Annotated in this window: 11 protein-coding genes and 1 tRNA gene; 4 read left to right on the forward strand and 8 right to left on the reverse strand. The window is 73.4% G+C overall.

All coding sequences use genetic code 11. The features are described from left to right. Positions 1-63: 63 nt before the first annotated feature. The gene (locus tag BMX97_RS05130) at positions 64-948 is read left to right on the forward strand and encodes an SDR family oxidoreductase (protein WP_091746190.1); all 885 of its coding nucleotides are present in this window, start codon (positions 64-66) and stop codon (positions 946-948) included. Between the two features lie 27 nt (positions 949-975). On the opposite strand, the gene BMX97_RS05135 is transcribed toward BMX97_RS05130, so the two are convergent. Beyond that, the gene (locus BMX97_RS05135; RefSeq protein ID WP_091746192.1) at positions 976-1,974 is read right to left on the reverse strand and encodes a PDR/VanB family oxidoreductase; all 999 of its coding nucleotides are present in this window, start codon (positions 1,972-1,974) and stop codon (positions 976-978) included. A 6-nt stretch (positions 1,975-1,980) separates the two neighbouring features. Then, complete coding sequence (locus tag BMX97_RS05140) at positions 1,981-3,081, reverse strand: aromatic ring-hydroxylating dioxygenase subunit alpha (protein ID WP_091746194.1); 1,101 nt, start codon at positions 3,079-3,081, stop codon at positions 1,981-1,983. A 297-nt stretch (positions 3,082-3,378) separates the two neighbouring features. Between BMX97_RS05140 and BMX97_RS05145 the strand changes: the two genes are divergently transcribed. After that, positions 3,379-4,284, forward strand: a complete 906-nt coding sequence (locus BMX97_RS05145) for a helix-turn-helix domain-containing protein (protein WP_091746196.1) — start codon at positions 3,379-3,381, stop codon at positions 4,282-4,284. A gap of 60 nt (positions 4,285-4,344) precedes the next feature. On the opposite strand, the gene BMX97_RS05150 is transcribed toward BMX97_RS05145, so the two are convergent. Together BMX97_RS05150 and BMX97_RS05155 are read right to left on the reverse strand one after the other, a co-directional pair. Further along, a tRNA-Asn gene (locus BMX97_RS05150) sits at positions 4,345-4,420 on the reverse strand. A gap of 81 nt (positions 4,421-4,501) precedes the next feature. Beyond that, on the reverse strand, positions 4,502-4,936 hold the full coding sequence (locus tag BMX97_RS05155) for a hypothetical protein (protein WP_091746199.1): 435 nt from the start codon (positions 4,934-4,936) through the stop codon (positions 4,502-4,504). 347 nt (positions 4,937-5,283) lie between these two features. Here BMX97_RS05155 and BMX97_RS05160 point away from each other — a divergent pair, with 347 nt between their 5' ends. Further along, positions 5,284-5,637, forward strand: a complete 354-nt coding sequence (locus BMX97_RS05160) for a hypothetical protein (protein WP_091746202.1) — start codon at positions 5,284-5,286, stop codon at positions 5,635-5,637. 3 nt (positions 5,638-5,640) lie between these two features. After that, positions 5,641-8,202: a PBP1A family penicillin-binding protein gene (locus BMX97_RS05165; protein WP_244538292.1), complete on the forward strand. Its 2,562-nt coding sequence runs from the start codon at positions 5,641-5,643 to the stop codon at positions 8,200-8,202. Between the two features lie 341 nt (positions 8,203-8,543). Here BMX97_RS05165 and BMX97_RS05170 read toward each other — a convergent pair whose 3' ends face one another. From BMX97_RS05170 to BMX97_RS05185, 4 genes are all read right to left on the reverse strand, one after another. Next, positions 8,544-8,825, reverse strand: coding sequence for a hypothetical protein (locus tag BMX97_RS05170; RefSeq protein ID WP_091746205.1), 282 nt, complete (start codon positions 8,823-8,825; stop codon positions 8,544-8,546). Positions 8,826-8,834: 9 nt separating this feature from the next. Further along, complete coding sequence (locus BMX97_RS05175) at positions 8,835-10,754, reverse strand: OmpA family protein (protein ID WP_091746209.1); 1,920 nt, start codon at positions 10,752-10,754, stop codon at positions 8,835-8,837. Positions 10,755-10,929: 175 nt separating this feature from the next. Then, entirely contained in the window at positions 10,930-12,564 is a 1,635-nt protein-coding gene (locus BMX97_RS05180; RefSeq protein WP_091746212.1) for a porin, read from the reverse strand. 364 nt (positions 12,565-12,928) lie between these two features. Continuing rightward, a complete protein-coding gene (locus BMX97_RS05185) occupies positions 12,929-14,761 on the reverse strand; it encodes an ABC-F family ATP-binding cassette domain-containing protein (protein ID WP_091746215.1) in 1,833 nt (610 codons plus the stop codon). Between the last annotated feature and the right edge of the window lie 16 nt (positions 14,762-14,777).

Raw genomic sequence — 14,777 nt, forward strand, 5'->3', positions numbered from 1 at the left:
ACGGCCGGGGGCCTCCCCGGTTGACGGCGGCCTGTCACCCCCGCCCGCGAGGCCCTCCCGCCCATGTCGTCCGATTTCCCGAACCCGCTCACCAAGTATCCCCGCCCGCCCTTCGAGGCCCAGCCGCAGGGCTTTCCCGGCCTGACCGGGCGGATGAAGCCGGAGCCCGACCACGGCGAGGCGAGCTACCGGGGCGCCGGCAAGCTCACCGACAAGGCGGCGCTGATCACCGGGGGCGATTCCGGCATCGGCCGGGCGGTCGCCATCGCGTATGCCCGCGAGGGCGCCGACGTGGCGATCTCCTACCTGCCCTCCGAGCAGGGCGATGCCGAGGCCGTGGCGCAGTGGGTCGAGAAGGCGGGGCGCCGCGCCCTGCTGCTGCCGGGCGACCTCAAGGACCGCGCCTATGCCCGCGAGATCGTGGCCCGCACCGCCGAGACCTTCGGCCGCCTCGACGTGGTGGTGAACAACGGCGCCTTCCAGCAGCCGAACCAGGACCTCGCCTCGATCGACGAGGACGTGTTCGAGGAGCATTTCCGCACCAACGTCTTCGGGGCCTTCTCGGTCACCAAGGCGGCGATGGCGCACCTGAAGCCCGGCGCCTCGGTGATCTTCACCTCGTCGGTGAACTCCAAGCACCCGATGCCCTCGCTGCTGGCCTACAGCGCCACCAAGGGCGCGCTCAGCAACCTGGTGCTGAGCCTGTCCCAGCTCCTGGCCGAGAAGGGCGTGCGGGTGAACGGCGTGCTCCCGGGCCCGATCTGGACCCCGTTCATCCCGTCCGGGATGGAGCAGGATTCCGTCAAGTCGTTCGGCAGCCAGGTCCCGTTCGGGCGCCCGGGCCAGCCGGCGGAGCTCGCCTCGGCCTACGTCATGCTGGCCTCGGACGAGAGCAGCTACACCTCGGGGGCGCTGGTGACGGTGGCGGGGGCGATGCCGGTGCTGTGAGCCGGTGATCGGGGCGGATCGGCCGGGTCACCCCGCCCGGTCCGCCGTGTCGATGGTGATCCCGCCCCCGACCACGCGGGACACGCAGGTGCAGAGCTGGGCGTCGGTCGCCTTCTGGGCATCGCTGAAGAAGACGTCGCGGTGGTCCACCGTGCCGTCGGCCTCCAGGATCTTCACCGTGCACAGGCCGCACTCGCCGCGCCGGCAATCGGAGATCATGCCGACGCCGGCCGCCTCCAGCGCCTCGAGCATCGTCTGGCTGCGGCCGACCACGATCTCCTTCGACAGGCGCGGGATGCGCACCGTGAACGGCTCGGCGGCGTGGCGCCCGCCGGTGCCGAAGGTCTCGAAGCGCAGGGATTGCGCCGGCCGTCCCGACACCGTCCAGGCCGCGCGCGCCGCCTCCATCATCCCGAGCGGGCCGCAGAGATAGGCCTCGCCGCCCGGCGCCAGGGCGGCGATGGCGGCGGGGAGGTCGATCCGCCCGCCCTCGGCGTCGACGACGGTCTCCAGCCGGTCGCCGATCCGGGCGCGCAAGTCGTCGGCGAGCGCCAGGTCCTGCCGGGTCCGGGCAGCGTAGAGCAGGCGGAAGGGCGCGCCGGCCCGGTGCAGCGCCAGCGCCATGGCATGGAGCGGGGTGATGCCGATGCCGCCGGCGACGAGCAGATAGCCGGGCCGGCCGTGGGTGAGGGCGAAGTGGTTGCGGGGCCCCGAGATGCCGAGCCGGGCGCCGGGTGCGAGCCCATGCATGTAGGCCGACCCGCCGCGGCTGTCGGGCAGCCGCTTCACGGCGATGCGGTAGACCCCGTCCGCCCCGGAATCGAGCAGCGAGTAGGAGCGGGTGTCCGGCCGCTCGCCGATCATCACCGCCACCCCGAGATGGCTGCCGGGCGCGGCCGGCGCGGCGGCGCCCGCGGGCTCGATCTCGAGGAGCCGGATGTCGGGCGTCAGCGCCCGGGTGCCGCGCAGGCGCGCGGGGCGCCAGTCGGTCGAAGCGGCCTCGGTCGGGGCAGCCTGCGTCGGCATGGCGGCCTACTCCGCCGCCATGCCGACGAAGGCCGGGTCCCCGCCAGGATCCCTCGCCGGCCCCCTGCCCTCGGCGGCCATCATCCCGTCGATCAGGCGGTGCGCCCACAGGGAGCCGGCATCGATGTTGAGGTTGTAGAACGGCTGGCGCGGCTGGCGGTCGATCGCCCGCTGCTGGGCCTCCAGCACGTTGTGGTCCTGGTCGTAGACGCCCTTGCCGTCGTTGACGTGAGCCAGGTTGAGGCGCTTCGTCAGCTCCTCGTCGTCGGTCCGGAAGCTGCGCACGAAGTTCCAGAAATAGTGGCAGCTCGTCGCGGTCTCCGGGGTGATCGCCGCCAGGAAGAAGCCGTTGACGCCCTGGGACCGGTCGCCCCGGCGCGCCCCGGTGCCGGCGAGCGCCACCCCGACATCGCCCGCCACCACGCTCGGCGCCTCGAAGCGGATGATCTGCCAGCGGTCGACACGACCGGGCCGCCCGAGGTTACGCGCCCAGAACGGCGGCGGCTCGATGCCCTCCATCCAGCGTTCCACGGTGACGCAGGTCTCGGTATGCGTCACCTCGAACGGGCTGCGGGTGATCGCGTCGTCGCCGATGCTGCCGGCATGGACGTAGGTCTCGTGGGTCAGGTCCATCAGGTTGTCGATGACCAGCCGGTAATTGCACTTCAGCCCGTAGAAGGTGCCGCCCTCCCCGACCCAGGGCGCGTCGCTGTTCCAGTGGAAATCGGGCACGAGGTCGGGATCGGCGAGCGCTGGATCGCCCATCCAGAGCCAGACCAGGCGGTAGCGCTCCACCGCCGGGAAGGCGCGCACGCAGGCGGACGGGTTGATGGTCTCCTGCGCCGGCATGTGGGTGCAGCGGCCGGCGGCGTCGAACACGAGGCCGTGATAGCCGCACATCACCTGGTCGCCCTTGAGGTGGCCGAGCGACAGCGGCATCAGCCGGTGCCAGCACGCATCCTCGAGCGCCGCCACGCCGCCGTCGGTGCGGCGGTAGAGCACCACGTCCTTGTCGCAGATCCGACGCGGCGTGAGCGCCCGGCCGATCTCGTGGTCCCAGGCCGCGGCGTACCACGCGTTCAGGGGAAAGCCCTTGGGATCCGTCATCGTTCTCTCCCTCGTCGTGCCGGCCTCGCGGGTCTGTCGCCGCGCTGAAGGTCCGGTCGTGCGGCGGCCGGCTTGGCCGTATCAGGTCGCCGGGCGGAGTCGTTTCCGTCTCGCGCCGGCGAGCCGGCCGATGCTGCGCCGCACACAGGTTTCGCGTGCCGGATCAGCAGCTTGGAACTGGTCCGGTTCGATGCTCGGACGCTAGCCGCCCGGGCGGGGCTCGGCCATGGACGGGCGCCGGATTTTCTTGGACGGATCCGGCGCCGTCCCGTAGCCTCGGGCCGGGAGGACACGGCGATGCAGAGGCGGCTGGAACGGCCGATCCCGGTCTTTCGCCTCTACGGCGAGGCCGCCGGGGCCACGGTGCCGGGCTTCGTCCATGCCGAGCGGATCGGGACCAGTGCGGCCCTGCACGACTGGGAGATCGCGCCCCACCGCCACGGCGCCCTGGCGCAGGGACTGGTGATCACGAAGGGCCACGGCGCCGTGTCGCTGGATGCGAGCCGCGAGGACTTCTGCGCGCCCTGGCTGGTCTGGGTGCCGTCCGGCGTCGTCCACGCCTTCTCGTTCCGGCCCGGCACCGACGGGGTGGTGCTGTCGCTCGCCGACGACTTCCTCGCCGCCGTGCTCGATCCCGATCCGGACGCGGCCCGCCTGCGCGCCACGGCCGAGGCGACGTTCAGCGGCCGGCCCGGCTCGCCGGAAGAGATCGACCTCGACCTCGCGGGCCTCGTGCAGACGCTCGCCCGCGAGGCCGCCGGCGCCCTGCCGGGAGCGGCGAGCGCGGTGGCGGCCCTGGTCAAGCTCCTCGTCGTCGGGGTCCTGCGCACCCGCGCCACCCGGGCGATCACCGAGCCGGCGGCGCTGGCGCGGGCCGACCTGCACCGCCGCTTCCGGCGCCTCGTCGAGGCGCACCTGCGCGAGAACTGGCCGATCGCCCGCTTTGCCGCCGCGCTCGGGGTGAGCCCCGACCGGCTCCACGCCGCCTGCACCGAGGCGGTGCGCCGCGCGCCGCAGGGCATCCTGCACGACCGGCTGATGCTCGAGGCCAAGCGCAGCCTGATCTACACGACGCTGCCGGTCTCGAAGATCGCCTTCGACCTCGGCTTCAACGATCCGGCGTATTTCTCGCGGTTCTTCGCGGCGCGGGCGGGCGTGAGCCCGGCGGCGTTCCGGCGGGAGAGCCGGGGCGCGGATGCGTGACGGCATCGAGGCCGCAGAAGCGGCACCGCGCAAAACCGCCGATTTTTTCGGAAGAAGAGGTGGCTCCCCGAGTAGGACTCGAACCTACGACAAGGCGATTAACAGTCGCCTGCTCTACCAACTGAGCTATCGGGGAATGCCGGCCGGCGCTCGCGTTCGGCGCCGACGGGGGCTTCTTAGCCAGTTCACTCGGGCCGCGCAACCCCGATCTCGCGGGTCAGCGCGGCGGGCAGGCCGAGGCGAACGGGCCGACCGTCAGGTCGCCCTGCTGGGGGGTATTGAGCACGAACGGCTCGGTGCCGCCCTGGCCGAAGCCCATCAGGCCGAGATCGTAGTAGCAGCGGTCGAGGACGGCCGTGAACGTGTAGCTGTCCTGCGCCACCGGGGGGCCGACCGGGACGAGGCGCCCGCGCGGGCCCCGCGCGGCGCAATGGGCCGCGATGTCGACCCGGCCCGGGGCGAGCATGCGGATCGCCCGCGAGGAGTGCGGCGGGATGCCGACGCTCGGGCCGCCGTTGCGGCTCGCCACCGCGAAATAGGGCGAACGGTTGACGACGCGCCGGAGGCAGCCGGCCTCCGCCGTGCTGATGCCGCCGGCGAGCAACGCCGCCGCCGCCGACCACAGATAGAGCCGCTTCACGCCCGGCCGCATGGCTGACCTCTCCTCGAACCCGTCCCGCGCACCGCCCGCGCGACGGGACACCACCTGAACAACACCTAACGCGCCGCCCGGCTCCGGCCAGGCTTGCCGCGCAGGAGCCCGCCGGCCGCCGGGAACCGGGCGGGCCTTGCCCCGGGGACGGACCGTGACCCGGGGACGGACCGTGCCCTAGGAACGGACCTTGCCCTAGGAACGGACCTTGCCCCCGGAATGGACCTTGCCGCGGAACGGAACGGCAGAGCTTGGCGTTGAGTTCCGGTCGCGACGCGGCAGCGGCCCGCGCTGCCGTCCCGCCTGTCGAACCGCCCGCCCCCTGGACCTCCCGCCCCGGAGCCCCGATGCGCCTACGTTCCCTGCTGCTGGCCCTCTTCCTGCTCGCCGGCTTCGGCGGTCTCGCCGGCGCCTCGCCGCTGATGCCGAGCGCCGCCGTGACCACCGCCCTGGACCAGCCCTCCACGGTCGAGACCGTGCGCTGGCGCCGCCACCGGCACTGGCACCGCCGGCACTGGCATCGCCGCCATTGGCACCACCGCCGCCACTACCGCCGTCACTGGCATCACCGCCGCCATTACGCCCGGGCCCATTACCGCCGCCATCGGCACGTCTCGCGCCGGCATGTCGGCCGGCTGCATTTCAGCCGCCCGGCCGCCCGCCCGGTGCGCTGGATCGAACCCCGCCGCGACGGACGCTGAGCCTTGAGCGAGCGGCCGCCCGAACCCGGTCCCGAGGGACGCCCCCGCGACTGGCTCGACCTCGGCGGCCCGGCCCGGCCGGCGGCCGACCCGCCGGGCGCCCCCGAGGGCGCGTCCCGGGAATCCACCGGGGGAGCGCCCGAGGGAGCCACCACCCGGGGAGCTCCCGCCGCGGGGCGGTTCGCGGGGTTCTCCCGCGCCGCCGCCGGAATCGGGGCCCGGATCGGGCCGGCCGCGCGCACGGGGTTCGTCCGGGCGCGGGCGGGCGCCACCCGCCTCGCCGGGCATCCCGCCACCCGCCGCGCGGCCGCCGCCACCGCCGCGGCCTGGCGGCCGGCCGCCGCCTTCGCCCGGCGCGTGCCCTGGCTGCGGGTGGCCGCCGCCACCGCCGCCCTCGGGCTCGGCCTCGCCCTCGCCTACACGCTCTACGCGCTCACGACCCTGCCGGTGAATGGCGGGCTCACCGTCGAGCCGACGGCCTCGGCCCTGGTGGTGCGCGCCGCCGACGGGCAGGCCTTCGCCACCCGCGGCGTCATCAAGGGAGCCAAGCTCGCGCCCAAGGAGGTGCCGCCGGTCCTCGCCAAGGCGATCGTGGCGATCGAGGACCGCCGCTTCTACGCGCATCACGGCATCGACCTGCGCGGGCTCGTGCGCGCCGCCTTCCGCAACGCCGCCGCCGGCGGCACCCGCGAGGGCGGCTCGACCCTGACCCAGCAGCTCGTGCGCATGAGCTACCTGTCGCAGGACCGCACCCTGAAGCGGAAGGTGCAGGAGGCGGTGCTGTCGCTGTGGCTCGAATCGCAGCTGCCGAAGGACGAGATCCTCACCCGCTACCTCAACGCCGCCTATTTCGGCGCCGGCGTCTACGGCGCGGACGCGGCGGCGCAGCGCTATTTCGGCAAGCCGGCCAAGGAGCTGACCCTGAGCGAGGCCGCCATGCTGGCGGGCCTCGTGCGCGCGCCCTCGCAACTCGCCCCCCACCGCAACCTCGACGGGGCACGGGGCCGCGCCGCCCAGGTGCTCGACGCGATGGTGGAGACCGGCGCGATCACCGCCGCGGAGGCCGAGGCGGCCAAGCGCGCCCCCGCCACCGTGCGGGTGCCGACGGAGACGCCGGTCGGCACCAACTACTTCGTCGACAACGTCGCCGATTCGGTGCGCGGCCTGATCGGCACCGGGCCGGCGGACGCCACGGTGCGCACCACTCTCGACCTGACGCTCCAGAACATCGCCGAGAGCGTGATCGCGCGCCGCCTCGACCAGGACGGCGAGCGCCGCAAGGTCTCGCAGGGGGCCCTCGTCGCCATGGCGCCCGACGGGGCGATCCTCGCCATGGTCGGCGGGCGCGACTACGCCGACAGCCAGTTCAACCGCGTCACCCAGGCCAAGCGCCAGCCGGGCTCGCTGTTCAAGCTCTTCGTCTACCTCACCGCCCTGCAGCAGGGCTATCGGCCGGACTCGACGATGGTCGACCGCCCGACCCAGGTCGGCGAGTGGGAGCCGGAGAATTACGGCGGGCGCTACCGCGGCGCCGTCTCGCTGCGCAGCGCCTTCGCCCACTCGATCAACACCGTGGCGGTGCAGCTCGCCGAGGCGGTCGGGATCCCGGCGGTGATCGAGACGGCACGCAGCCTCGGCATCACCTCAGACTTGCCGAACCTGCCGAGCCTCGCCCTCGGCTCGGCCGAGACGACCCTCCTCGAGATCACCCGGGCCTACGCGGCGGTGGCGGCGGGCGCCGAGACCGTCGAGCCCTACAGCGTGCGCCAGATCCTCGCCCGCGAGCAGACGCTCTACACGCGACCGCAAACCGCCCCGACCCCGGCCCGCGACCAGGCGGCCCGCACCGGGATGCTCGACCTGCTGAGCGCCGTGATCCGCGAGGGTACCGGCAAGAACGCCCGGGTCTCGGTGCCCGCCGGCGGCAAGAGCGGCACCACCCAGGACAGCCGCGACGCCTGGTTCGTCGGCTTTGCCGGCGACCTCGTCGTCGGGGTCTGGCTCGGCAACGACGACAACACGCCGATGGCCGGCGTCACCGGCGGCGACATGCCGGCGCTCATCTGGCACGACTTCGTCACCCAGGCCCTGGCCGCGCGGGCCAAGGCCGGCAAGGGCGAGGCCGGCAAGGCCCAGCTGGGCAAACCCGAGGCCGCCCGCTCCGCCCCGGCGCCGCAGACGGCGAGCATCGCCGAGCCGGACGTCGATCCGCGCAGCGGCCAGGACGTGACGAGCCGGGATCTCGCGGGCCGCGCGGTGCTGCGGGGCTCGCCCGCGGTGGTCGATACCGGCACCCTCGATTTCGACGGGCGCACCGTGCGGCTCACCGGGGTCGAGGGCCTGTCGGGCCGCAACGCCCGCGAGCTCGGCCGCTACCTGCGCCGCCGCGACGTCGCCTGCGCGCCGGCCGAGGGCGGCGCCTATCGCTGCTCCCTCGACGGCCAGGACCTGTCCGAGCTGATCCTGTTCAACGGCGGCGGCCGCGCCAGCGCCGACGCCACCCCGGACCTGCTCGCCGCCGAGGAGCAGGCCCGCTCGAACCGCATCGGCATCTGGCGGCGGTGATCCGGATCGAGGCCGGTCCGGGCATCGTTGGGGGGATCGTGGGCCTCTCGCCCTCGATCTCCCGTGTCCGTGCAGGGTTGTTCGAAATAATTTCGAGATGAGAGGAGCGCGGGTCTCCTCCTCTTCCGTCCTCGCTCCAAGCCGCGGTCCGCACGCTGCCGCTGAAGATCGCCCCGTTGTAAACCCGGCGCTTTCCTTTCCCCCTTGCGGAGAGGAGAAACGCGTTGCTTTCGCGCGAAGAAACGCTCGAACCCAGGTGCGCGATCACGTCGGGCCTGCGGATAGAGGGGAAACCCGTGCCCGCTGCGTCGTCGTCCCGGACGAGAGCGCCGCCGCGTCGATCAGGGGCTCGTCCTGCCCGCCCGGCGGCCCAAGCCGCCGAGACCGCAGCCGGCGAGGTAGGCCGCCAGCATCGCGGCGGCGCTCTCGACCCAGAACCCCTCGCGCCCGGGCACCAGGCCGGCGAGCGCCGTGGCCAGGCAGGCGAGCGCGAGGAGCGCCACGAGGAGGGCCGAGAGGCGCGGCAGGCGGCCGGCGGGCGGGCCGGCCCAGAAGCCGGTGCCGAGGCCGATAAGGAGGGCGGCGAGAAGACCCGGCCAGGCGATGGATGCGAGGAGCAGCACGAAAAGGCCTCAGGAGCGGAGCGCGAAGGCGACCGCCCGGCGGTCGGAGGCCTCGGCAGGCGCCGCGGCGATCCTGTCGGCGGGGATGCCGGCCTTGAGCAGGTAATCGACGATCGCGGCCGCACGCCGCTGCGGCAGGCCGGGATCGGGCATGGCGGAGGCCTCGACGGGCTTCGGTGCCGGCTTCTCGGCAGCCTTGGCGGCCTTCGGCGCCGGCTTCGACCTGGCGGCCGCGTCCTTGCCGGTCGCGTCCTTGCCGGTCGCGTCCTTGCCCGGGGGCTCCTTGACGGCCGCATCCTTGGCGGTCGCGTCTTTGGCGACCGGGACCGGCGGGACGCTGCCGGGCGGGTCGTCGTGGCCGGCGACCTCGATCCGGGCCTGGGGGCAGGTGCGGGCGAGGCCCGCCACCTCGTCGAGGACGGGGTAGAAGGCCGGCTTCAGGTCGGCGCTGCCGGGATCGAAGCGCAGGGCCTGCCCGCTCGCGAGGCCCGCGAAGGTCTCGCGGCAGGCCGCCGGGTCCCGGCTCGGCGTCGCGCCGCGGGCGCCGATCGCGACGTCGAGCCGCCACCCCGCCGGGGCGAGGCGCCCGGCCTCGGCGGCGATGCGGCGGGCGCTCTCGGGATAGAGGCCCTCGCCGGCGATGCGCAGATTCTGGTCGCGCACGCTCACCTCGCCCTCGGCGAGCTGGGCGAGGGCGCCGATCCCGGCGGTCAGGCCCTCGACGAGGCTGGGCGGCGCGCCCTCGGCGATCCGGGTACGGTCGATCACCCGCTCGCCGTAGAGGTGCGGCCGCAGGGCGGCGCGCAATGCCGCGCGGGCCTCGGCATCCGGCAGGTGGCCGGTGAGGGTGAAGGCGTCCGGCCCGCGCCGGATCGTGACGAGGTAGGGAGAGACCGGGCTCGCCGTCAGCGCGACGGTGCCGCGGGACACGCCCGCCGGCAGGCTGGCGGCGGCCGCCTCGGCCTCGCGCACGGCCTGGACGTCGATGGCGCTGCCGCGCACCGACAGCGTCGATCCGTCGAGGGCGACGCTGCCGTCCCGCACCAGGGCCAGGATCGCGAAGACGCGGTCGACCAGCGCCCGGGCGTCGACGCCCGCAGGCAGGCCGCGGGCGATGCCCATCGCGTCGGTCACCGGGGCTCCCTCGGCGAGGAGCCGGGCGGCGGCCAGGATCGCGGACCGGTCGGCCTCCGATGTCGCGTAGCCGTCGAGGCGGATGCCTCCGGGCCCGCGGCTCGCCGACCAGACGAAGGGCGAGACCAGGGCCGGCTCGACCGCGACCTCGCCGACCGCGAAGCCGGCGGGCGGGTGGGCGAGGTCGGCCCGCAGGGCCGCGTAGGCCGCGACGCTCGCCGCCTCGCCGTGGACCGACAGAACGCGGTCGCTGAGGGCCGCGGTGGCGCCGGGCTTCAGGTGCCGCACCTGCGCGACGAGGAAGCGGGCGGCCTCGGAAAAGTTGTCCGGCGCGCCGCGGGCGGCCCGGGCGGCGTCGCGCAGGACGAGCCCGGGGGGCAGGCCGGCGCCCAGGGATTCCGCGAGGGCGGCGCGGCCCGTCTCGGCCGGGCGGTGCCCGAGCAGGTCGATGCGGTCGGGCGCCCGGAAGGCGGCCGCCCAGGTGAAGGGCGAGACCTCGGCGACGAGGCCGGTCCGGTCGAGGATGCGGCGCCGGCCCGGCAGGGCGGCGAGCGCCGCGCGGGCCTGCTCGCGGGCGGCCTCGCCCGGGGCCTCGCCGCTCGCCACGAGGTCGCGGCCCCGCGCCTCGACCCGCAGCCACGGCTCCGCCCCGTCGCGCCCGGTCGCCGCCGCGACCGCCTCGGCGGGCGCCTCGAGGGCGGCCTCGATCCGCGGCTCGGCGAACGCCGTAGCGGCGATCCAGGCGCCGGCCAGGAGGGGAAGACCGGCAAGCCAGCCGATCGAGCGAATGGCCACGGGGGAACCTCGTCGCGGGGAGACCACGCGCGGCGGGGGCTTCGCGCGTGGGGGCCACCCTGGCGCCGGTTTCCGGCATCAGCAAGGCGCACGCGAAAAGGGCCCCGGCGCGTGCCGGGGCCCTTCGAGGCGCAAGTCGGGACGCGGCTCCCCGGAGGGAGCCGCGGATCGCGACTTAGAAGTCGCGCTGGACGCGCATGCGGACCTGGAACGTGTCCGCGGAGTTGGCGGTGGGCAGCACCGCGCCGTTGGCGGCCACCGGCAGGCCGGCGGCGTTCAGGCCGGCCGCGACGGCGCCCGGAGCCTTGTTCTGGTCGATCACCCGGCCGCCCTTGAGGTCGACGCGGTTGTAGAGACCCTCGACGCCGATATCGAGATCCTTGACCGGCGACCAGATGATGCTCGCGCCGGCGACGATCTGGCTCGTGTCGCGCAGGGCGGCGCTGTACAGGAACGCGCCGGGGCTGTTGACCGGGTTGCCGAGGCCGTTGAAGTTCAGCCCGCCCAGCAGGTTGCGGCTGGTCTTGCCGAAGTTCATCTCGCCGTAGCTGCCGATGATCGCCGAACGCCACTCGGGCGCCCAGTAGTGCAGGTACGAACCGACCACCGTCCAGCTGGTCGACAGCTCCATCTTGCCGGTCAGCGGGTTGACGGCGGCGTCGGTGAAGTAGCTGGCGAAGGGCGAGCCCTGGGTGTTGCCGGCGCTGGCGGTGTAGGTGCCGATGTACTGGGAGTAGCCGGTGTAGATCTGGGCACCCTCGCCGTACGAGCCCTGCAGGTACAGGGAGTCGCCGGCGGCGATGAACGGCAGGTTGAACTTCAGGCCGCCCTGCACCGCCCAGCCGTACTCGGTCTGGACGCGCGGGGTGATGACCGAACCGGCCGCCAGGGTCGCGCCGTTGAAGCCGATCACCGTGGTGGCGTTCTGGGCGTTCAGCTCATGCACCGCACCCGAGATCTGGGCCGAGCCCCAGGCCGCGTCGTAGCGGATCGCGCCGACGAAGTCGGGCATGCGGTTGGTCTGGCGCAGGTCGTAGAACGCCTCGCCGATCGGCACGCCGGCCGCGTTGGTGGCGACGACCGGGCTCAGGTTCGAGGCGGCCGCGGTGAAGACCGCGAACTGGCTCGCCGCGTTGCCGGCGGTGGCGGTGCCGAACAGCGGGTTCTTGCGGAAGGTCGGGTCTTCGATCGAGACCGTGGCCGAGAAGCCGTTGCCGAAGGTGGCGGTGTAGGCGAGCAGGTTGGTCGAGGCGACGTCGGAACCCAGCGAGGTGCCGATGATCTCGAAGTCGTGGGCGTAGAAGTCGTAGAACGAGGCCGCGCGACCGGCGGTCAGGCCGGCGAACTGGATGAAGGCCTTGTCGACGTTCACGTATTGCTGGGCGCGGCCGAACGTGTCGACGCCGACCGCCGGGAAGGCGTTGGCGATGCGCTGCTGCGTGCCCGAGTTCAGGTAGGCGCCGGTCCGCGAGGCGAGCTCGAAGCGCACGAAGGCGCGGAGCGTGCCGTAGGCGGTCTGGGTGCGGGCGTCCAGGTTGAGGCGGCCGAGGCCGCGGTAGCCCATCAGGTCACCGTTGTTGCCGCCGCGCTGATAGCCCTGCGAGTAGCCGGCTTCGAAGCGGGCGCGGCCGGAGACGCGCAGGCAGGTGTCGGTACCGGGAACGAAGAAGAAGCCGGCGCCATAGGCCGAGCAGACGCGAACGTACTCTACGGGCGCAGCCTTCTTGATCGGCAGATCGGCAGCGTGCGCACCGGCAACGACGGTCAGGCCAGCAGCCGAACCGAGCAGAAGGCTCTTCACGAGCTTCATCGAGACCTCCAAAGTTTCGAGACCCTGGGGGTGAACGACTGTGTCCCGACGATCCTACTGGAGCCGAACCACGCCACTCTTTTCCCCTTGCGAACCGGCGCTCCCTGCATGGGATGTCTACCGGCCCCACCGGGTTGCTCCCGGTGCAGGGGCACCATGTTCCAAGCGCTAACGGCGATCAACCGAGATCCGCGCCCGCCATGGTCAAGTCGCCGGCTTTCCGCCCCAATGTTGCAAGTTCGCCACGAAACCTTACGCGGGTCAGCTAATCCGCGATCTCGTACGCGGAAAAACTGAAGTTCCGCATGTCGCTCTGTCGTCTCTTGGCCCATGGCCCGGCCCCGTCCGGGGGCCGGGCGGCGGGTCAGCCCTCGAGTTCCTCGCGCATCATCTCGAGTTCGAGCCAGCGCTCCTCCGCCTTGGCGAGGTCGGCCTCGGTGGTCGCGAGCGTGCGCGAGATCGCCTCGAAGCGGGCGGGATCGCGGGCATAGAGCGTCGGGTCGTCGAGGGCGGTCCTGAGCTTGGCCCGGTTGCCTTCGAGCGCCTTCATCCGGGCCGGCAGGGTCTTCAGCTCGTGCTGCTCGTTGAAGCCGAGGCGCTTCTTGGCCTCGGCGCGGGCGGCCGGCTTCTGGGCATCCTTGGCCGCGTCCTTGGCAACGTCCTTGGCCGCCCCTTTCGGCGCCACGACCCCGCGGGCCTGCACGCCGACGCCGCGCTGGGCGACCATGTCGGAATAGCCGCCGGCATAGGCGACCCAGCGCCCCTCCCCTTCCGAGACCAGGACGGTATCGACGACCCGGTCGAGGAAGTCGCGGTCGTGGCTGACCAGGATCAGGGTGCCGGCATAGTCGCCGAGCATCTCCTGGAGGAGGTCCAGGGTCTCGAGGTCGAGGTCGTTGGTGGGCTCGTCGAGCACCAGGAGGTTGCCGGCCTCGGCGAGCGCACGCGCGAGCAGCAGCCGGTTGCGCTCGCCGCCCGAGAGCACGCTCACGGGCGTGCGCGCCTGCTCGGGCGAGAACAGGAAGTCCTTCATGTAGCCGATGACGTGCCGGCTCTGGTTGCCGACCTGCACGGTGTCGCTGCCGCCCCCGGTCAGCACGTCGGCGACGGTGCGATCGAGATCGAGGGCGCTGCGGCGCTGGTCGAGGAGGTTGAGGGTGACGTTGGCGCCGACCTTCACGATGCCCGCATCCGGCGGGAGGCGGCCGGTCAGGAGGTTGACCAGCGTGGTCTTGCCGGTGCCGTTGGCGCCGACGATGCCGAGCCGGTCGCCCTTGGCGATGCGCAAGGAGAGGTCGCGGACGATCGGGCGCTCGCCATAGGACTTCACGACGTCGCGCGCCTCGACCACCAGGGTGCCGGAGGCCTCGGTCTCGCTCACGGTGAGCGTCGCGGCGCCGACGGGGCCGCGATGCTCGCGGGCCTGGCGGCGCAGGTCGTGGAGGCCCGCGAGCCGCTTGACGTTGCGCTTGCGCCGCGCCGTCACGCCGTAGCGCAGCCAGTCCTCCTCCGCGGCGATCTTGCGGTCGAGCTTGTGGCGGTCGCGCTCCTCCTCCTCGAACACCTGGTCGCGCCAGCCCTCGAAGGCCGAAAAGCCCTGGTCGAGGCGTCGCGTCGTGCCGCGGTCGAGCCAGACGATCGAGCGCGACAGGGCTTCGAGGAAGCGCCGGTCGTGGCTGATGAGGACCAGCGCCGAACGGCTGCCCTTCAGCTCGGCCTCCAGCCACTCGATCGCCGGCAGGTCGAGGTGGTTGGTCGGCTCGTCGAGGAGCAGGATGTCGGGCTCGGGCGCCAGGGCCTGGGCGAGCGCCGCGCGGCGCGATTCGCCGCCCGAGAGCCGGCTCGGATCCTCCTCGCCGGTCAACCCCAAGCTCTCCAGCAGGTAGCGGGCCCGGTAGAGCTCGTCGCCCGGCCCCATCCCGGCCTCGACGAAGGACAGGGTGGTGTCGTGGCCGGAAAAGTCCGGCTCCTGCGCCAGGTAGCGCACCGTCGTGCCGGGCTGCAGGAAGCGCACGCCCTTGTCGGGCTCGACCAGCCCGGCGGCGACCTTGAGCAGGGTCGACTTGCCCGAGCCGTTGCGGCCGACGAGGCAGGTGCGGTCGCCGGGCGCGAGCGCGAGGTCGGCGCCGGACAGGAGCGGCGTGCCGCCGAAGGTGAGCGCGATGCCCTGGAGGGTGAGGAGCGGAGGAGCGGCCATGGGCAGGGGGATTACG

This window comes from Methylobacterium sp. ap11 (assembly GCF_900110515.1).
GTDB classification, from domain to species: domain Bacteria; phylum Pseudomonadota; class Alphaproteobacteria; order Rhizobiales; family Beijerinckiaceae; genus Methylobacterium; species Methylobacterium ajmalii.

Coding starts and splice junctions, on each gene's coding strand:
- BMX97_RS05130 (WP_091746190.1), top strand. CDS start 64: ATGTCGTCCGATTTCCCGAACCCGCTCACCAAGTATCCCCGCCCGCCC.
- BMX97_RS05135 (WP_091746192.1), bottom strand. CDS start 1,974: ATGCCGACGCAGGCTGCCCCGACCGAGGCCGCTTCGACCGACTGGCGC.
- BMX97_RS05140 (WP_091746194.1), bottom strand. CDS start 3,081: ATGACGGATCCCAAGGGCTTTCCCCTGAACGCGTGGTACGCCGCGGCC.
- BMX97_RS05145 (WP_091746196.1), top strand. CDS start 3,379: ATGCAGAGGCGGCTGGAACGGCCGATCCCGGTCTTTCGCCTCTACGGC.
- BMX97_RS05155 (WP_091746199.1), bottom strand. CDS start 4,936: ATGCGGCCGGGCGTGAAGCGGCTCTATCTGTGGTCGGCGGCGGCGGCG.
- BMX97_RS05160 (WP_091746202.1), top strand. CDS start 5,284: ATGCGCCTACGTTCCCTGCTGCTGGCCCTCTTCCTGCTCGCCGGCTTC.
- BMX97_RS05180 (WP_091746212.1), bottom strand. CDS start 12,564: ATGAAGCTCGTGAAGAGCCTTCTGCTCGGTTCGGCTGCTGGCCTGACC.
- BMX97_RS05185 (WP_091746215.1), bottom strand. CDS start 14,761: ATGGCCGCTCCTCCGCTCCTCACCCTCCAGGGCATCGCGCTCACCTTC.